The 18,504-nt window shown below is 63.5% G+C and carries 12 protein-coding genes and 2 tRNA genes; 11 read left to right on the top strand and 3 right to left on the bottom strand.

Annotated features, from left to right (window positions below):
- Positions 1-200 precede the first annotated feature (200 nt).
- Together ACSION_RS06450 and ppnN are read left to right on the top strand one after the other, a co-directional pair.
- Positions 201-3,617, top strand: a complete 3,417-nt coding sequence (locus tag ACSION_RS06450) for a TonB-dependent receptor (protein ID WP_435305340.1) — start codon at positions 201-203, stop codon at positions 3,615-3,617.
- A 129-nt stretch (positions 3,618-3,746) separates the two neighbouring features.
- Complete coding sequence (gene ppnN, locus ACSION_RS06455; RefSeq protein WP_435305341.1) at positions 3,747-5,129, top strand: nucleotide 5'-monophosphate nucleosidase PpnN; 1,383 nt, start codon at positions 3,747-3,749, stop codon at positions 5,127-5,129.
- A gap of 1 nt (position 5,130) precedes the next feature.
- Here ppnN and ACSION_RS06460 read toward each other — a convergent pair whose 3' ends face one another.
- Positions 5,131-6,180 carry a sensor histidine kinase gene (locus tag ACSION_RS06460; protein ID WP_435305342.1) on the bottom strand — a complete coding sequence of 350 codons (1,050 nt, stop codon included), beginning with the start codon at positions 6,178-6,180 and terminating at the stop codon, positions 5,131-5,133.
- Between the two features lie 193 nt (positions 6,181-6,373).
- Here ACSION_RS06460 and ACSION_RS06465 point away from each other — a divergent pair, with 193 nt between their 5' ends.
- From ACSION_RS06465 to ACSION_RS06490, 6 genes are read left to right on the top strand one after another with little or no spacing between them, the layout of a single operon-like run.
- Positions 6,374-6,910, top strand: a complete 537-nt coding sequence (locus ACSION_RS06465) for a GspH/FimT family pseudopilin (RefSeq protein ID WP_435306669.1) — start codon at positions 6,374-6,376, stop codon at positions 6,908-6,910.
- 8 nt (positions 6,911-6,918) lie between these two features.
- Positions 6,919-7,425 carry a type IV pilus modification protein PilV gene (pilV, locus tag ACSION_RS06470; protein ID WP_435305343.1) on the top strand — a complete coding sequence of 169 codons (507 nt, stop codon included), beginning with the start codon at positions 6,919-6,921 and terminating at the stop codon, positions 7,423-7,425.
- Positions 7,422-8,450 carry a PilW family protein gene (locus tag ACSION_RS06475; RefSeq protein ID WP_435305344.1) on the top strand — a complete coding sequence of 343 codons (1,029 nt, stop codon included), beginning with the start codon at positions 7,422-7,424 and terminating at the stop codon, positions 8,448-8,450. Before pilV ends, ACSION_RS06475 begins: the two co-directional genes overlap by 4 nt.
- On the top strand, positions 8,447-9,028 hold the full coding sequence (locus ACSION_RS06480) for a pilus assembly PilX family protein (protein ID WP_435305345.1): 582 nt from the start codon (positions 8,447-8,449) through the stop codon (positions 9,026-9,028). Before ACSION_RS06475 ends, ACSION_RS06480 begins: the two co-directional genes overlap by 4 nt.
- Before the next feature lie 59 nt (positions 9,029-9,087).
- The gene (locus ACSION_RS06485) at positions 9,088-12,759 is read left to right on the top strand and encodes a pilus assembly protein (RefSeq protein ID WP_435305346.1); all 3,672 of its coding nucleotides are present in this window, start codon (positions 9,088-9,090) and stop codon (positions 12,757-12,759) included.
- 20 nt (positions 12,760-12,779) lie between these two features.
- Positions 12,780-13,208, top strand: coding sequence for a type IV pilin protein (locus ACSION_RS06490; protein ID WP_435305347.1), 429 nt, complete (start codon positions 12,780-12,782; stop codon positions 13,206-13,208).
- Positions 13,209-13,260: 52 nt separating this feature from the next.
- Here ACSION_RS06490 and ACSION_RS06495 read toward each other — a convergent pair.
- Together ACSION_RS06495 and ACSION_RS06500 are read right to left on the bottom strand one after the other, a co-directional pair.
- A tRNA-Asn gene (locus ACSION_RS06495) sits at positions 13,261-13,337 on the bottom strand.
- Between the two features lie 106 nt (positions 13,338-13,443).
- Positions 13,444-14,031, bottom strand: coding sequence for a GspH/FimT family pseudopilin (locus ACSION_RS06500; RefSeq protein WP_435305348.1), 588 nt, complete (start codon positions 14,029-14,031; stop codon positions 13,444-13,446).
- A gap of 153 nt (positions 14,032-14,184) precedes the next feature.
- Here ACSION_RS06500 and uvrB point away from each other — a divergent pair, with 153 nt between their 5' ends.
- The 3 genes from uvrB to thrS all read left to right on the top strand — a co-directional run bounded on the left by uvrB (position 14,185) and on the right by thrS (position 18,499).
- Positions 14,185-16,206 (top strand): excinuclease ABC subunit UvrB, encoded by a 2,022-nt coding sequence (uvrB, locus tag ACSION_RS06505; protein WP_435305349.1) that lies wholly within the window; start codon positions 14,185-14,187, stop codon positions 16,204-16,206.
- Positions 16,207-16,282: 76 nt separating this feature from the next.
- Positions 16,283-16,357 (top strand) — tRNA-Val (locus tag ACSION_RS06510).
- Positions 16,358-16,591: 234 nt separating this feature from the next.
- Positions 16,592-18,499 (top strand): threonine--tRNA ligase, encoded by a 1,908-nt coding sequence (thrS, locus tag ACSION_RS06515; RefSeq protein WP_093490361.1) that lies wholly within the window; start codon positions 16,592-16,594, stop codon positions 18,497-18,499.
- Positions 18,500-18,504: the final 5 nt, after the last annotated feature.

The raw sequence follows: 18,504 nt of genomic DNA on the forward strand, positions 1-18,504 counted from the left end.
GGCTGTCATGTTGCACCGCGGAAGATTGTCATGCCGCGGTCACAAAATGGTCCTATCGTGTTAACCTGTTATTAACCTCCGCGGACGCCGCGTGGGCCATGGGAACCCCTAGCACGCCCTCTTGAACCGACCTCACCGGCCGGTTCCGCACGTCTTGTCAGCCGCTTCGCCACATCACTCCCGTACCTGAGGTTTATCCGATGAACCAATCCCGTCGTCTTCGCATGTCCAAGCTCAGCCTTGGCCTCGTTGCCGCACTTGCCGCCGCGCCTGCCTTTGCGCAGAGCACCTCGGCGGGTGTGGGCGGCCTGGTCACCGACAATGGCGGCCAGCCCGTCGTCGGCGCCGAGGTGACCATCACCCACGTCGAATCCGGTACCGTCAGCCGCGCCACCACGGACGCGAGCGGCCGTTACACCGCGCGCGGCCTGCGCGTCGGTGGTCCCTACCAGGTGACCATCACCAAGTCGGGCTCGGGCACCAAGACCGAAGACAACGTGTTCCTGACGCTGAACCAGGTGAACACCGTCAACGCCGCCCTGACCGGCGACCTGACCACCCTGGAAACCGTGACTGCCGTGGGCTTTGCCGGTGGCTCGGAAGTGTTCAGCGCCACCAAGATGGGTTCGGGCACCAGCGTCGACCGCGTCACCATCGAGAATCTGCCGTCCGTGAACGGCAACATCCAGGACTACATGCGCCTGGATCCGCGCGTGACCTTCAGCGACCGCGCGTCGGGCAGCATCACCGCCGGCGGCCAGAACCCGCGCTTCAACAAGATCACCATCGACGGCGTGTCGGCCAGCGACACCTTCGGCCTGGAAGGCAACAACATGCCGACGCAGCGCCAGCCGGTCTCGATGGAGGCCATCGAGGCCATCGACATCAATCTGTCGAACTACGACGTGACCATGTCCGGCGCCGCCGGCGCCAATGTCAACGCCGTGACCAAGTCCGGTACGAACGAATTCCACGGTTCGGTGTACGGCACCTACCGTGATGGCGATTGGTTCGGCGACTATCCGGCACGTGTGGCCGGCGCCACCATCGACGTCACCGACCGTCCGTTCGACGAGTACGACGACGAGAAGACCTGGGGTATCACCCTGGGCGGCCCGATCATCAAGGACAAGCTGTTCTTCTTCGCCAACTACGAGAAGTTCAAGCAGGCCAACATCGGTCCGGCCGGCAAGACCCTGGGCACCAACCCGCTGTCCTCGGGCGGCGCGGACTTCGACGCCGCCGATGTGGCCGAAGTGCAGCGCATCGCGCGCGACGTGTGGGGTTTCGATGCGGGCGACCTGAGCGGCGGCGGCGACACCGAGCTTGAAGAGTACGCGCTGAAGCTGGACTGGAACATCAGCGATGCGCACCGCGCCAGCCTGCGCTACAGCAAGCTGGAGCAGAACCGCGTCCGTCCGGAAGCGTCCACCGCCAGCGTGCTGGCCCTGAGCTCGAACTGGTTCAACCACGTCAAGACCGTGGAAAGCTATGTCGGCCAGCTGTTCAGCGACTGGTCCGAGACGTTCTCGACCGAGTTCAAGGTGTCGTACCGCGACTACTCCGCCGTCCGCGTCAGCCCGACCAACGCGCCGACGATCCAGGTGTATTTCGATGACGGCATCACGACCAACGGCAACAACAACCCGATCGGCACCAACAGCAACAGCTTCGCCGGCCTCGACGCGATCCGCCTGGGTACCGAGCGCAGCTCGCCCGGCAATGCGCTGCTGACCGAGACCTGGAATTACTTCGGTGCGGCCACCTGGACCCTGGGCGACCACGACCTGAAGTTCGGCGCCGAGTACAGCGAAAACGAGATCTACAACTTCTTCCTGCAGGACTCGTGGGGCAACTACAGCTTCTACGTGCCGCTGGTGAATGGCGTCTCGGATTTCAGCAACCTGATCAATGGCCGCTACTTCGACTACGACCTGCAGACCAATCCGACCAACCCGGATGCGATCGCCGCGCGCTACAAGAACAAGTCGCTCGGCTTCTTCGTGCAGGACACCTGGTACGTCACGCCTAACCTGACGCTGACCCTGGGCGTGCGCGCCGACAAGCCGGAAGCCAGCCCGAACCCGCCGTTCAACGAGTGCTTCGCCGCCGCTCCCGGCACCGCGAACGCCGCGTGCACCGGCGGTACCTACACCGGCGGTTTCGGCATCGCCAACAACAACACCTATAACGGCGACTACATCATCCAGCCGCGCTTCGGCTTCAACTACACGTTCGACTGGGAGCGTCCGGCCCAGCTGCGCGGTGGCGTTGGCCTGTTCCAGGGCGACGCGCCGCAGGTGTGGGTGGGCAATGCCTACAGCAGCACGGGCATGAACTACATTTCCTACCAGAACTACACCAACCCGACGCTGGTGCCGTTCAGCCCCGATGGCCTGAACCAGAACGTGCCCGCGGGCGGTGCCGGCGTACGCAACGTGAACGCGATCAGCGACGACTTCGAGCTGCCGTCGGTGTGGAAGGCCAACCTGGCCATCGATGTCGAGACTCCGTGGAACGGCGTCGTCGCGTCGGCCGAGTTGCTGCTGACGGACGTCAAGAACGGCCTGTTCTACCGCACGCTCAACGTGGGTCCGGGCTACATCGGTCCCGATGGCCGCGTGCTGTACTGGAACCCGAACAGCGCTCGTCCGTTCGGCAACACCACCGCCGGCACCGGTACGCTGGCACCCAATGGCGCGCGCACCGGCCGTAACGCGTACTTCGGTGACGTGTTCCTGCTCGAGAACACCAACAAGGGCAAGGGCCAGCAGCTGACGGTCTCGCTGACCAAGCCTTTCTCCAGCGACAGCGACTGGTCCTGGAGCATTGGCTACACCCGCACCAACGCCGAGGAAGTGTCCGCGCTGACCAGCTCCACCGCCGGCTCGGGTTACGGTTCGCAGTACGGCTTCAGCATCAACGAGCCGACCAGCTCCACGGCGCGCTACGAGATCAAGGACCGCTTCAGCGGTTCGCTGAACTGGTCGCACAAGTTCTTCGGCGACTACGCGACCCAGGTCGGCCTGTTCTACGAAGGCCGCAGCGGCCGTCCGTACAGCTACATCTTCACGGGCGACGCCAACGGCGACAACCGTACCTTCAACGACCTGTTCTACGTGCCGGCGGGCCCGGGCGACGTGCTGTTCGGCAGCCTGAGCGCGACCGGTCAGTTCACGGCCGATCCGGTGATGGAAGCCCGCTTCTGGGAATGGCTGTCGACCCAGGAAGGCCTGAGTCGTTACAAGGGTACCTATGCGCCGGAGAACGGCTTCACCACCGGTTGGGTGAACACGTTCGACATCCGCATCAGCCAGGAGCTCCCCGGCTTCTTCAAGGGTCACAAGTCGAAGGTTTGGCTGGACATCCAGAACGTCGGCAACCTGATCAACAAGGACTGGGGCCACGTCATCGACTACGGCTTCAACGCCAACAACGCGGTGGCGAGCTTGCAGGGCATCTACAACGGCCAGTACGTCTACGGCTACCGTGGCAACCTCAACGGCGTACCGGAGTTCGGTCAGACGACGGCCCTGGGCCTGCCGACCAACGCGGACAGCCAGACCAACGGCATCTCGCAGTGGTCGCTCCAGGTGGGCCTGAAGTACGAGTTCTGATCCACGGACTCGCATCACGCGTGAAATCGGACGGCCGGGGAAACCCGGCCGTTCTTTTTTGGGCGGGCTCCTCTTGCCCGCGGGACTGCGTTAAAGTCCCGCCCCTGACGACAGAAAACAGGAAAAACCATGAGCGAAACGGCATCGAGGGCGTTGCCGGTACAGGACGCGCGGATCTACCCGCGCGGCGGACTGGACGTGCTTTCCCGCGCCGAAGTGGCGCGCCTGCGTGACGCCTCGAGCGGTGGCATGCATGAACTCCTGCGCCGCTGCGCGCTGGCCGTGCTGACCAGTGGCAGCGCTTCGGACGATCCGCGCGCCGCGCGCGATCTTTACCCCGATTTCGACATCCAGGTCCTGCAGCAGGATCGCGGCGTGCGCATCGACCTGATCAATGCACCCGCGATGGCCTTCGTCGATGGCGAGATCATCCGCGGCGTAGCCGAACTGCTGTTCGCCGTGGTGCGCGACCTGGCCTATACCGCGATCGAACTGGGGCCGGAATACGCGGCCGACCTCGAGTCATCGGCCGGAATCACCAATGCGGTGTTCGGCCTGCTGCGCAATGCGCGCATCCTCAAACCCACCGACCCGAACCTGGTCGTCTGCTGGGGCGGCCATTCGATCTCGCGCGACGAGTACCTCTACACCAAGCAGGTCGGCTACGAGCTCGGCTTGCGAGGCCTGGATATCTGCACCGGCTGCGGGCCGGGCGCGATGAAAGGGCCGATGAAGGGCGCGACCATCGCGCACGCCAAGCAGCGTCGCGCGAAGACCCGCTACATCGGCGTGACCGAGCCGGGCATCATCGCTGCAGAATCGCCGAATCCGATCGTCAACCACCTGGTCATCATGCCGGACATCGAGAAGCGCCTGGAGGCCTTCGTCCGCATCGGCCACGGCATCCTGGTGTTCCCGGGCGGCGTCGGCACCGCGGAAGAAATCCTGTACCTGCTCGGCATCCTGCTGCACCCTGAAAATACGCATCTGCCGTTCCCGCTGATCCTCACCGGCCCGACCATCGCCGCGCCTTACTTCGAGCAGATCGACCGTTTCATCCGGCTGACGCTGGGCGATGAGGCTGCGGAGCGCTACGAGATCATCATCGGTGACCCGGTGGCGGTCGCGAAGAAGATGGTGGCCGGCATCCGGCGCGTACGCGAGTACCGCATCGAGCACAAGGATTCGTTCTTCTTCAACTGGGCCGTCCAGATTCCCGAGGACTACCAGCAGCCCTTCGTTCCGTCGCATGAAGCGATGGCGGCATTGCAGCTGCGTCCCGGCCGAGCCGTCCACGACCTGGCGGCGGACCTGCGCCGTGCGTTCTCCGGCATCGTGGCGGGCAACGTGAAAGAAGACGGCATGCGGCGGATCGAAGAGTTCGGCCCCTTCGAGATCCATGGCGACCCGGCCATGATGCAGGCGCTCGATGCATTGCTGCGCGCCTTTGTCGAACAGCGGCGCATGAAGATCGCGGGCGAGTACAAGCCCTGTTACCGCGTGGTGACCTGAGTCAGTGCATCGGCAGGCGGAGGACAGCGGTGTAACGGCCGTCCTTCGCCTGGGTTTCCACGCTGCCGCGCCCCTGGGTCATGGCCTGGATTCGCGCCCTGACGGAACTGAGTCCCACCTGGTGTCCGGCCGTGGGGCGTACAGGCGAGGCGGGCAGCCCGTTGGCTACCGTGACCTGCACGAATCCCCCCGCTTCGGCGACCTCGACGCTGACATTGCCCCCATTGGCCGCCGGCTCCACGCCGTGCCGGATCGCGTTCTCGACCAGGGGTTGGATCGAAAGGGCGGGTACCACCAATGTCGGCAAGACGTCCGGGAGCTGCCATTCCACCCGCAGTCGAGCGCCAAATCGCAGGCCTTCGATCTCCAGATAGCGACGCACCAGCGACAGTTCGTCCGCCAGGCTGATTTCGCGCGGCCCAGCGAGCGCCGCGCGGAACAGGTCCGACAAATCCAGCAGCAACCGTTCGGCTTCTTCCGGACGCTGGTGCACCAGCGCCGCCCCAGTGTTGAGCGTGTTGAACAGGAAGTGGGGGCGGATGCGGGCTTGCAAGGCTTCAAGCTCGGAGTGCGCAACGCGAACGGCCAACTGGCGCGCGCGCCAGTGGTTCTGGAAGGCCGCCAACCCCAGCGCTCCCACGGTCAGCGCCAAGGCGGTGAGCCGCACCAGCCATCGGAGCCGCTCGGCCTGGTCCATGGGCCAGAGATCGGCCAAGAGCCAGGCGCTCAATCCAAAGACCAGCCAGGTGGACAGGACGAGCAGGATCAGTGCGGCATAGGCCACGGTCGCCGGGCGCCAGGAGGAAAGAGGGCGCCGCAAGGCGTAGAGCACGCCAAGTGTGGTCAGCAGGATCCATTGGATAGCCAGCGAACCCACTCCGAAGTGGATCCACCGATTCCCGTCGCCGGCTGGCGCCAAGGCCAGGATGGCCGCCAGACCCTCACCGGCAAGCAGGACCCACACCACCACCGAGCTTTGCCACAAGGCGTCCAGAGGGGGAGCGGGGCGGGAGGGGGACATGCAGATACCGGGCGGGGCGATGGCGCCCATGATGCATCGACGAGTCCCGGGATGCAGCCGCCTGCCGCTGGCGCCCCCGACCAGCCCGTCCATCGGTAAACCTCTGGCTGGTCGGGACGACGTGCCCTAGGGTAGCGGCACGTTAAAGGGGAAGCTGCGCATGCATCTGTGCACGTACACCGTCGGACCGGGCAGGGGGCGTACCAGCCTGCCGTCCAGGCGCATGGTTTCGGGGTTCACGCTGGTGGAGCTCATCATCACGCTCGCGGTGCTGGCAGTGCTCATTGCCATGGCGGTGCCCAGCTTCACCGCGCTGATCAACTCCAATCGGCTCGCCGCTCAATCCAATGAGCTGGTGGCGGGTTTGCAGGAGGCCCGAATCGAATCGCTGCGTAGCAACAGGCGCGTCACCTTCTGCCGCAGCGTCAACGGCACGTCTTGTAACGCCACCGCGGGCGCCACCTGGACGCGGTGGATCAGTTTCGTGGATACCAACGGTAACGCTGCGGTTGATGCGGGAGAGATCTTGCTGCGTTCGAGCAGCATCAAGGCACCGCTGGAGGTCCGCAGTACCGCCCAGGCGTTGACGTTCCGTGCGGACGGCATGGTGCGCGACAACGCCACCGGGGCACTGGTCGACAACACGTTCAACGTGTGCATCCCCACCCGGCAACCGGCGGACAACAAGCGGTTGGTCACGCTGGCGGCGGGTAGCCGGGTCGCCGTCACCAAGCCCGCGGGCAATGCAGCCTGTCCTTGAGGTCAAGAATGAAATCACACAACTTCAATAGCGCCTCTTCGTTGGGCCCACGTTCCCAAAGAGGCGCCGGTTTGATCGAGGTATTGATCGCCGTCCTCATCATGGGCATCGGCTTGCTGGGGGTGGCTGCGATGCAGGCGACCGCGCTGCGCAACAACCAAAGCGCGCTGGAGCGCACGCAGGCCACGATCCAGACCTACTCGATTCTGGATGCGATGCGCGCGAACCGCCAGCGTGCGATTGCCGGCGACTACAACATGGCGCGCACCTGCATCGTGCCGGCGACGGGGGGCACCTTGGCGCAGAAGGACATCCATAACTGGTTCGCGGACATGCAGAACACGCACTCCATGGGTAGCGGCGCCTGCGCGAGCATTGCCCAGAACGGCAACCAGTTCGTCGTCACGGTCGACTGGGACGATTCCCGTGCCAGCAGCAATTCGGAAGCAGCGCCCGCCGAACTCCAGGATGGTGTGGCTGCACGCAACAGGGTGGTTACGGCGGTGCGTATATGAAAAACCTGAATCACTTCAAAGGCGGTGCGCGCGCCGTTCGTGGTGTCAGCCTGATCGAGCTGATGATTGCGTTGTTGCTCGGTCTGCTCGTCGTTGGTGCCGCGATCGGCATCTTCGTCTCCAACAAGCAGGTGTTCCGTTCGGCTGACAACCTGAGCTTCGTGCAAGAGAACGGGCGGGTGGCTTTCGAGTTGCTGGCACGCGAACTGCGCCAGACGGCAAGCTCACCCTGTTCTGCCAAGGTGCCGATCGTCAACGTGCTAAGAAATACCGCCGCATGGGGTACCGACTGGGGCGATGGCATTCGCGGTTACGACGGGCAAGCGGCCCAAGCGCTTCCGACGGTGACCACCGGGGTGGCTGCCAGAAATCGTATCGCGGGTACGGACGCGATCGAGCTGCGCTCGGGATCCTCCGGCGACGTCACGGTGACGGACCACAAGCCAAATTCCGCTCAGTTCAAGGTCAATACCACCAGTCACGGCCTCGTGGACGGCGACATCGTGATGGTTTGCGACTTTATCCAGGCCGCGATCTTTCAGGTCACCAACGCTAGCTCCTCGAACGTTACGATCGTCCACAACGCCGGTGTGGGTGTTGCCTCGCCTGGCAACTGCACGAAGTCGCTGAAGTATCCCCTCCAGCTCCCGTGCGACGTCAATCCTGCCGCCTACTACACCTACGGGCCGAACTCGGTCATTGCCAAGTTGAAAGCGTCGGCGTGGTACGTCGGTGTCAGCACCAGCGATCCGACGCGTCGTTCGCTTTATCAGGTGCTGCTGACCCGAAGCGGTGCCACGCCCGCCTCGACTGTTCAAGAAGTCGCAGAGGGCGTGCAGGACATGCAGCTGCAGTACCTGTCCAACGGTGGGACGGATTACCAAGACGCCAACGCGGTCACGAACTGGAGCCAGGTCACCGCGGTGCGTGTGGTTCTGACCATGCAGAGCAACGAACAAATCGAGGGTGCGCCTGTCGTGCGCACGATCGCGCATACCGTCACGATCAGGAATCGCAACTCATGACGCGCCCAGGCTATGAAACACCATCGCGGCAGCAAGGTGCGTCGCTGGTCATCGTCCTGATTCTGTTGTTGGTCATGACGCTGCTCGGCCTGGCCGTACTGCGGACCACGCTGTTGGACGAGCGCATGAGCGCCAACCTGTACGACCGTAGCTTGTCGTTCCAGTCTGCCGAGACGGCGTTGCGCGACGCCGAGGCTGCCGTACAGGCCGCGGAACTGGCGGGCGCGATCACCGGGTTCAACTGCTCGACGGCCGGCGTCACCTGTCCCTCGATCCCCACCAATGCGCTTACCGGAACCACCGGGTGCTCCGCAGGCCGGAATTGCTGGACCAACGCCACCACCAACATCCAGACGCTGGCCTCGGGTGCCGGTGCGCCCCAGTACTACATCGAATACATGGGCCAGTACACCAACGAGGACGATCTCTCGCTGGGCAGTAGCGCCAACAGCGCCCAGTACGGGGGTACGGGTGGCGTTCCGTTGCAGCATTTCTATCGAATCACGGGTCGTAGCCATGACCCGTCCGCCAATGACCGGGCCGTCGTGGTCCTGCAGTCCAACATCGTGGTCAAGTGAGGTGTGCGATGACGCTTGAATCTTTCCAGTCGGAGTCGCCCCGTCGTCAGGAGCCGCGTATGCGCTCCGCACTGCGGAAGGCGAGGGAACGCACCATTGCGGTGTTGATCGGCGTGTTCGCCGTTGCGAGCGCCTTTCCGGCCGCTTCGTTGAACATCTCCCAGAAACCACTGTCGATCGGCCGTGATGTGCCAGGCAATCTGGCGCTGGTGCCATCGGTCGAGTTCCCCACGCTGATCAGCGTGGCCAACTTCGGCGATTACGTGGCGACAAGCACCTATGTCGGCTACTTCGATTCCGAGAAGTGTTACCGATACGTCTACAGCGCGACGGAGAGTGAGCGCCACTTCGCGCCGGACTCCGCGTCCGTCGCTCACACGTGCGTAGGCGCCCTGTGGAGCGGCAACTACATGAACTGGGCGGCTACCCAGACGATCGACCCGTTCCGCTCCGCCCTGACCGGTGGTTATCGTGTACGCGACACGACCACGGCGACATGGCTGGAGAAAGCCAAGGCGGACCGCAGTGGTAATGATAGCGCGACGGCCAATTTCCCGCGCCGCACCTATCCCGGCAGTGCCAATCCGATCGCAGTGAATGCTGCGACGGCGGCTAGTTGGAATACCATCCGCACACGCATCGACGGTCTCGGCAACAAGATGCGCTTCACCAGCGGCAACAACTCCACGGCCCTCGCCAACAACAACCCGGGTGCGGGCCAGCCCGTCGCCTACGACCCGGCCTCCCACTCGCTCAACGACACCAACATCACCGTCAATGGTGTCCAGGTCAGCCAGGCCAACGTGGTGTTCGAGGTCAGCGTGCGCGTTGCCGTGTGCGTCGCAGGCATGCCGGAGGCCAACTGCAATACCAGTTACAGCGGCGTCGCAAAGCCGGAGGGCTTGATCCAGCAATACGCCAACAGCATTCGTTACAGCATCTTCGGTTATCTCAACAACGGTGGTGCCACCGAGCCGGAAGGCGGTGTCATGCGCGCGCGGCAGAAGTTTGTCGGACCCGCGAGCAACTTCCCGGAATCGGGTGCACAGGGCAATCCCAATCGCGAGTGGGACCCGGTGACCGGCATCCTCTATCAAAATCCGGATGCCACTGACGCGACCAATACCAACGCCAACATCGTCGACAGCGGTGTCATCAACTATCTGAACAAGTTCGGACAGATGGAGACGGGACGCAACGCGAAGTCCTACGACAATGTCAGCGAGCTTTACTACACCGCACTGCGCTACTTCAAACGGCAGGGCAACGTCCCCTCTTATGCGGTGGTCAATGGCGACCGGCAACTAGCAGATGGCTTCCCGGTGATCACGGATTGGGATGATCCGGTGCGGTATTCCTGTCAGACGAACGTGATCCTCGGCGTGGGTGACACCAATACGTGGCGCGACAAAAACCTGCCTGGCGCCACCGATGCCACAGGCGAACCTGCGAAGCCTGCTGAAGTCACAGCCGACACGTCCGTGGATGTGGTGGCGATGATGAAGAACATATGGCGCATGGAGGGGTTCAACGACGCGGACGCGACCACGCGCTCCAGAGCAAGTTACTTCAACGGTTCATCCCGGTATAACTCGGCGTACATAGCTGCGCTCGCTTACGATGCGCATACGCGTGACATCCGGCCTGCCACCAGTCCGTACCCTGTCGCCGGTAAACAAACAATCTCCACCTATTGGGTCGACGTGGTGGAGAACCGCGACTATAAGACAGCGCAATCCAACCAATATTCCTTGGCGACCAAGTACGGTGGCTTCACCGTGCCTGCAGGCTACAATCCCGACACCAATGTTACGCCGCTGGCGGACTCCCAGTGGTGGGCGACCAATCAGTACGTCAATGGCAATACCGCTTTCAAGCGTCCGGCCAATTTCTACGTAGCGGCTGAAGCTGCGAGGATGGTGGAGAGTCTGAAACAGGTCTTTGCAAAGATCGTGCAGGACATGCGGGGTTCAGGCGGGTCGTTCGCTTCCAATACCACCAAGCTGGAAACGGGCGCCATGACGTACCAGGCGCAGTTCTACAGCGGCGCATGGCGCGGTGAGTTGGTGGGTTACAACGTGAACCAGAACACCGGCGCACTGACGCAGGCTTGGTCGGCGGGCTCGCAATTCCCCGCCAACTACGTCAACCGGCAGATCTACATCAACAATGCGGGCGCGTTGCAGAGATTTACGCTGCTTTCCCAGGCCACCGCGCTGGGTACGCAGTCGGTGGTCAATTACATCCGCGGCGACCGCGCTAACGAGATGCCTGCCGGCACGCTGCGCACGCGCCAGAGCGTGCTCGGCGATATCGTCAACTCCCAGCCGGTTTACGTGGGCGCGCCCAATTCCAGACTCTTCTATGGCGCAGAATTCACGGGCGCCGACGACTACATGGCCTTCGTGCTCGCCAATGCGACCCGCACGCCGACCGTCTACGTCGGCGCCAATGACGGCATGCTGCATGGCTTCAACGCGACGACCGGTGCGGAAACCTTCGCCTTCATCCCATCGCAAGTGATTCCGCGGCTGGCGGCGCTGGCGGATCCGAACTATGTGCACCAGTATTACGTGGATGGCGACATCACGGTGGCCGACGCTTACTGGGGCGGTCAGTGGCGTACCATCCTGGTCGGTACGATGGGGCGTGGTGGACGCGGTGTCTATGCGCTGGACGTGACCAACCCATCCAGCGTCCAGCTGCTTTGGGAAAAGACCGCGACCGACATTCCGGCAATGGGCAATTCACTGGGCAAGCCGATCATCGGGCAGGTAGCGGACGGGGATTGGCGCGTTTTCATCGGCAACGGCCCCAATGGCAGCGGCGGCACCGCGCAGCTGATTTCGATCCGACTCAACAATGGCGTGGTGACGACGGCAAGCACCGGCGTGGCTGGCGATAATGGTCTGTCCGGCCCGAACGTATGGAACACAGGCGCAACCGACTTCGTCGACCGGGTCTATGCCGGCGACCTGCGCGGTAACCTGTGGCGGTTCGGCAACCTGGCCGGCACACCGACCGTGACCTCGATGTTCCAGGCGACGGATGGCGCCATCGCCCAGCCGATCACCGCGGCGCCGACCGTGTCGCGCAATCCGAACAACAACGATACCTGGGTGTACTTTGGCACTGGCAAGTACGTCAACGAAGAAGACCTTTCCGATGTCCAGGTCCAGAGCTGGTATGGCCTGATTGATCGAGGTGCGGCTATCAGCGGTCGCAACGTGCTGCAGCGCGTAGCCATCACGGGTGAATCCACCTTGGCGAATGGACTTGGTGCCCGCGTGATCGACGCCGTAACTACTCCTAGTGTCAATGGGTGGTACATGGACCTGGTCTCGCCCGTGCGGGGTGCCGAAGGTGAGCGCATGGTGGTGCCGAACATTTTCCAGGGCTTGGCACTAATCGGCACGACGCGCATCCCGGACAACACCAGCGTGTGCGACCCGAGCGGTCGCGGCTGGATCATGGCGATCAATCCGTTCACTGGCGGACGGTTGAACTCCACGTTCTTCGATCTGAATAGCGACGGAAGCTTCAACAACAGCGACTTGTCCAATGGTGCGGTGGTTTCCGGCTTGGGTCTGCCCAGTGGTCCGAACAACCCGATCTTCGTGGGCAACGTCATGCTCACCAACATGGACAATGCGGAGAGCAACGTCATCAAGACCAATTCGTCCGTCCTGGCGCCTGCACGTGTATCGTGGCGGGAAGTGGTGGGCGACTGATGCAACAGGGGGATACAAGCATGAAGCGGCTTTTCACGGGCGGCGGCCATCCCGCGGCAGGATTCACGTTGATAGAACTGCTCGTCGTCATCGCGATCGTGGGCATCCTCGCGACGATCGCCGTATCGAGCTACCAGGACCAGGTGGTGAAATCCCGACGAGCGGCGGCGGCTTCCTGTCTCCAGCAAGGAGCGCAGTTCATGGAGCGCTACTACACGACCAACTTGTCCTACGTCAATGCGCCGCGCCCTGACTGTGATGCGGAGGTGCGGGCGCACTATGCGCAACCCAGCTTTGTCGGCACGCCTGCTGCGAAAACCTATTCGCTGCAGATTGTTCCCTCGGGCGCGCAGGCTTCCCGGGACACGCTCTGCGGCACGCTCTCGATCAATCAGCAAGGTGTCAGAGGTGAAGGAGGGACCGCCACCTCCGCGGATCAATGCTGGTGAACCCGCCCAACAAAAAACCCGCGCCTTTCAGCGCGGGTTTTTTGCATTTATCTGGCGCCCGAAGTTGGACTCGAACCAACGACCCCCTGATTAACAGTCAAGTGCTCTAACCGGCTGAGCTATTCGGGCGGGGCGCGTATTGTAGCGGCGGGTTCCGTGCCGGGGCAAGTCATTCGAGCGGGATAGGGCGGGTGCTTCACTGGATCAGCAGGGGGGCGCCCGCAAAACCTTGAATTCAAAGGCTGTCCGGAGCTTCGCCGCAAGGCTCGGATCCCTTGGGGCGTGCGGTGCGCACGCGGCCAGCGTTGTTGACGACCACCAGGCCGCTGACTTCACCGTCGTAGCAGACGCGCAAGGTCAGATTGCTCCCGGAGCTGTAGCCGGTCGGGAGGTACCTCAGTTCGCGCCTCCCCGCTGTGGAGTAGATGCGAAGCCTCGGGCTTCGGGGTGCCGGATCGTTCCGGTAGAGGTCAATCGTTTCATCGGGCTGGCGATTGCCGTCCGGATCCCGAAAAGTCAGCCAGTGGTCGCTCCAGTCGCTGTCCTGTCGGCAAGTGCCGTCTCCCCCGCTAGGACAGATGACGACGGGAACGTTGTGCGTGATCGCGGCGATGCGCGCGGAAGCGAAGTGGGAGGTCAATAGGTGCAGGGTGGTGTCCACCCGGTTGCGCTTAGAGAGAGCCCGGAAGGACGGGACGGCGAGCGCAGCCAGGATCGCGACGACCGACATGGCGACAATCATCTCGATGAGCGTTACGCCACGCGAGTGGCGATGGGGTAGGGGCGGAGCGGGCTGGTCCACCGACGCTGGCATCCTTGCCATGTCGTATCTCCTTGATTCATTCGGCAAGTCCAGCCTCGGTTCGCCACGAGCAATGCGCCATCAGGTCAGCCCTTGTCCGCGTGTAGGAAATCGCCCGCGAAGCGCTCACGATAGCGCCGCTATACTCATTGGTCGGCTCCCCGGCGACCTGAAATGACCGACCGTTTCCAGCTTGTTTCGCCCTATTCCCCGGCAGGTGACCAGCCTCAGGCCATCGATAAGCTGTCGGACAACTTCGAGGCCGGTGTGGCCAAGCAGACGCTGCTGGGCGTGACCGGCTCAGGCAAGACCTACACGATCGCCAATGTGGTACAGCGGATCCAGAAGCCGACCCTGGTCATGGCGCCCAACAAGACGCTGGCGGCGCAGTTGTACGGCGAGTTCAAGGCCTTCTTCCCGCACAACGCGGTCGAATATTTCGTCAGCTACTACGACTACTACCAGCCGGAAGCCTACGTGCCGGCCAGCGACACCTTCATCGAGAAGGACAGCTCGATCAACGAACACATCGAGCAGATGCGGCTGGCGGCGACGAAGACGCTGCTGTCGCGCCCCGACGCGCTGGTGGTGGCCACGGTATCCGCAATCTATGGCTTGGGTGCGCCGGAAGACTATCTGTCCCTGCGCTTGATACTGTCGCTGGGCGAGCGCATCGATCAGCGCGACCTGATCCGGCACCTGACCCAGTTGCAGTACACCCGCAACGAGTACGAGCTGCAACGCGGTACCTTCCGGGTGCGGGGCGAGATCATCGATGTCCATCCTGCCGAAAGCGATGCGGAGGCCGTGCGCATCGAACTGTTCGACGGCGAGGTCGAGGGGCTTAGCTTGTTCGATCCACTCACTGGCGAGTCGTTGCGCAAGCTGCAGCGTTATACCGTCTATCCCAAGACGCACTACGCCACGACGCGTGAGCGCGTGCTGGCCGCCATCGACACGATCAAGGTCGAGCTGAAGGATCGGCTTGAGCAGCTCTATGCACAGAACAAGCTGGTGGAGGCGCAGCGTCTGGCGCAGCGCACCCAGTTCGACGTGGAAATGATGGCGGAAGTGGGCTTCTGTTCCGGCATCGAGAACTACTCCCGCCACCTGACCGGCAAGGCCCCCGGAGAACCACCGCCGACGCTGTTTGACTACCTGCCCGCCGACGCGTTGCTGGTCATCGACGAATCGCACGTGACCATCCCGCAGATCGGCGCCATGTACAAGGGAGACCGGTCGCGCAAGGAGACGCTGGTGGAGTTCGGCTTCCGTTTGCCGTCGGCGCTGGACAACCGGCCGCTGCGCTTCGAAGAGTGGGAAGCCCGCTCGCCGCGCAGCATCTACGTGTCGGCGACGCCGGGGCCGTACGAACTGCGTGAATCCAGCGACGAGATCGTCGAACTGGTCGTGCGCCCGACGGGCCTGATCGACCCTGAGGTGGAGATCCGCCCGGTCGGTACGCAGGTCGACGACCTGTTGTCGCAGATCAACGAGCGTGTGGGATGGGGCGATCGCGTGCTGGTCACCACGCTGACCAAGCGGATGGCCGAAAACCTCACCGAGTACCTGGGAGACCACGGCATCAAGGTGCGCTATCTGCATTCGGACGTGGACACGGTCGAGCGCGTGGAGATCATCCGCGACTTGCGCCTGGGCAAGTTCGACGTGTTGGTCGGCATCAACCTGCTGCGCGAGGGCCTGGACATGCCCGAGGTCTCGCTGGTGGCGATCCTGGACGCGGACAAGGAGGGCTTCCTGCGGTCGACCGGCTCGCTGATCCAGACCATCGGCCGCGCCGCGCGCAACCTCCGCGGCAAGGCGATCCTCTACGCGGACCGGATCACCCGCTCGATGCAGGCAGCGATGGACGAGACCAGCCGTCGCCGCGAGAAGCAGGTGGAGTACAACGAAGCGCATGGCATCACGCCCCAGTCCGTGGCCAGGCCCATCGTGGACATCCTGGAAGGCGCGCGCAGCGAGGCCGCCAGTGAAGGCAAGGGTGGCCGGGGTAAGGCGCGGCGCGTGGCCGAGGAGCCTGCCGAGTACGGCGTGATGGATCCGGCGAAGGCAGTGGCCAGGATCAAGCTGCTGGAGCAGCAGATGTACCAGCACGCCCGCGACCTGGAGTTCGAGGACGCTGCGCGCCTGCGTGACCAGATCCAGCGGCTCAAGGAGGCCAGCCTCGGCGGTTGAAACGCCGGGCACGGCCCCTGGTTGTCGGCGACCCCGCTTCCGGGCTAGAATTCGCGCCCCTGCAAAGGGCAAGACCGGGCGGTTAGCTCAGCGGTAGAGCACTACCTTGACATGGTAGGGGTCACAGGTTCGAACCCTGTACCGCCCACCACGCTTCCAAAGCGTGGATTCCGGCAAGCCGGGCCTTCCCTTCGCGCCATCCGCATTCACGAGGTGGCCCGCGGAAACGCCGGCCGAGCGTGCGACATGAGCACTACCACCGCCTGAACCTGGTACTGCCCGAGGCACTGCATCCCGTAGGCGCCCTCGCGGCGCTTTTTTCATGTCCGCTTCCCTGCCTGGCTGCCCCGAGCGCTGGCGCCCCTCCCAATCGAGTCCGTACCCGATGATCACGATCACGCTCCCCGACGGCAGCCGCCGCGAGTTCGAGAATCCCGTCTCCGTCATGCAGGTGGCCCAGTCCATCGGCGCCGGCCTGGCCAAGGCCACCGTCGCCGGTGCCGTCGATGGCGTGCTGGTCGATGCCAGCGACGTCATCGACCATGATGCCGCGCTGCGGATCATCACGCCGAAGGACGAAGAGGGCGTGGAGATCATCCGCCACTCCTGCGCGCACCTGGTCGGCCACGCGGTCAAGCAGCTGTACCCGGACGTGAAGATGGTCATCGGCCCGGTCATCGCCGAAGGCTTCTACTACGACATCTACAGCGAGCGCCCGTTCACGCCGGAAGACCTGGCGGCGGTCGAGCAGCGCATGCAGGAGCTGATCGCGCAGGACTACGACGTCATCAAGAAGATGACGCCCCGCGCGGAGGTGGTGGACGTGTTCAAGGCGCGTGGCGAGGAGTACAAGCTGCGCCTGATCGAGGACATGGGGCCTGAAGTGACGGCCATGGGTCTGTACTACCACCAGGAATACGTGGACATGTGCCGCGGCCCGCACGTGCCCAACACGCGCTTCCTGAAGGCATTCAAGCTGACCCGCATCTCCGGCGCCTACTGGCGCGGCGACGCGAAAAACGAGCAGCTGCAGCGCATCTACGGCACGGCCTGGGCCGACAAGAAGCAGTTGGAGGCCTACATCCAGCGGGTCGAGGAAGCCGAGAAGCGCGACCATCGCAAGATCGGCAAGCAGCAGGAGCTGTTCCATTTGCAGGAAGAGGCGCCGGGCCTGGTGTTCTGGCACCCGAAGGGCTGGGCCATCTGGCAGGTGGTCGAGCAGTACATGCGCAAGGTCTACCGCGACAGCGGGTACCAGGAAGTGCGTTGCCCGCAGATCCTCGACGTCGCCTTGTGGAAGAAGTCCGGCCACTGGGACAACTACAAGGAAAACATGTTCTTCAGCGAGTCGGAGAACCGCACCTACGCGGTCAAGCCGATGAACTGTCCCGGCCATGTGCAGGTGTTCAACCAGGGTCTGCACAGTTACCGGGACCTGCCGATCCGCTACGGCGAGTTCGGCGCTTGCCATCGCAACGAGCCGTCGGGCGCGCTGCACGGCATCCTGCGCGTGCGTGGCTTCACCCAGGACGACGGCCACATCTTCTGTACGGAAGACCAGATCGAGGCCGAGGTCACGGCGTTCCACCAGCAGGCGCTGAAGGTGTACTCGGACTTCGGTTTCGAAGACATCCAGATCAAGATCGCCCTGCGCCCCGATTCCCGCCTGGGCGACGACGCCACCTGGGACAAGGCCGAGGCCGCCCTGCGCGCCGCCCTGCGCAGCTGCGGGGTCGAGTGGCAGGAGCTGCCGGGTGAGGGCGCCTTCTACGGTCCGAAGATCGAGTACCACCTGAAGGATGCGATCGGCCGGACTTGGCAGCTGGGCACGATGCAGGTCGACTTCATGATGCCGGGCCGCCTCGGCGCCGAGTACGTGGACGAGAACAGCCAGCGCCAGCAGCCGGTCATGCTGCACCGGGCCATCGTGGGCTCGATGGAGCGGTTCATCGGCATCCTGATCGAGCACCATGCTGGTGCATTCCCGTCCTGGCTGGCCCCCCAGCAGGCCGTGGTGATGAACATCACCGACGCCCAGGCCGACTACGTGGCCGAAGTCCGGAAAACCCTTGCAAATCAAGGCTTCCGGGTGGCAGCGGATTTGCGGAACGAGAAGATCGGCTATAAGATTCGCGAGCACACGCTGCAGCGGGTGCCATACCTGCTGGTGGTCGGAGACCGCGAGAAGGAAAATGGCGCCATCGCCGTGCGTACGCGTTCGGGAGAAGATCTCGGCAGCATGTCCGTTGCCGCCTTCGCCGAACGTTTGCGGAACGAGCACGCCGCGCAATAATTGGT

This window comes from Pseudoxanthomonas sp. LjRoot125, assembly GCF_964252705.1.
Lineage (GTDB): Bacteria > Pseudomonadota > Gammaproteobacteria > Xanthomonadales > Xanthomonadaceae > Pseudoxanthomonas_A.

What these genes read in the sequence shown, in the direction of transcription:
- ACSION_RS06460 (WP_435305342.1), bottom strand. Translation starts at nt 6,180, where the DNA reads ATGGGCGCCATCGCCCCGCCCGGTATCTGCATGTCCCCCTCCCGCCCC.
- ppnN (WP_435305341.1), top strand. Translation starts at nt 3,747, where the DNA reads ATGAGCGAAACGGCATCGAGGGCGTTGCCGGTACAGGACGCGCGGATC.
- pilV (WP_435305343.1), top strand. Translation starts at nt 6,919, where the DNA reads ATGAAATCACACAACTTCAATAGCGCCTCTTCGTTGGGCCCACGTTCC.
- ACSION_RS06490 (WP_435305347.1), top strand. Translation starts at nt 12,780, where the DNA reads ATGAAGCGGCTTTTCACGGGCGGCGGCCATCCCGCGGCAGGATTCACG.
- uvrB (WP_435305349.1), top strand. Translation starts at nt 14,185, where the DNA reads ATGACCGACCGTTTCCAGCTTGTTTCGCCCTATTCCCCGGCAGGTGAC.
- ACSION_RS06450 (WP_435305340.1), top strand. Translation starts at nt 201, where the DNA reads ATGAACCAATCCCGTCGTCTTCGCATGTCCAAGCTCAGCCTTGGCCTC.
- ACSION_RS06475 (WP_435305344.1), top strand. Translation starts at nt 7,422, where the DNA reads ATGAAAAACCTGAATCACTTCAAAGGCGGTGCGCGCGCCGTTCGTGGT.
- ACSION_RS06465 (WP_435306669.1), top strand. Translation starts at nt 6,374, where the DNA reads ATGGTTTCGGGGTTCACGCTGGTGGAGCTCATCATCACGCTCGCGGTG.
- ACSION_RS06500 (WP_435305348.1), bottom strand. Translation starts at nt 14,031, where the DNA reads ATGGCAAGGATGCCAGCGTCGGTGGACCAGCCCGCTCCGCCCCTACCC.
- ACSION_RS06480 (WP_435305345.1), top strand. Translation starts at nt 8,447, where the DNA reads ATGACGCGCCCAGGCTATGAAACACCATCGCGGCAGCAAGGTGCGTCG.
- ACSION_RS06485 (WP_435305346.1), top strand. Translation starts at nt 9,088, where the DNA reads ATGCGCTCCGCACTGCGGAAGGCGAGGGAACGCACCATTGCGGTGTTG.
- thrS (WP_093490361.1), top strand. Translation starts at nt 16,592, where the DNA reads ATGATCACGATCACGCTCCCCGACGGCAGCCGCCGCGAGTTCGAGAAT.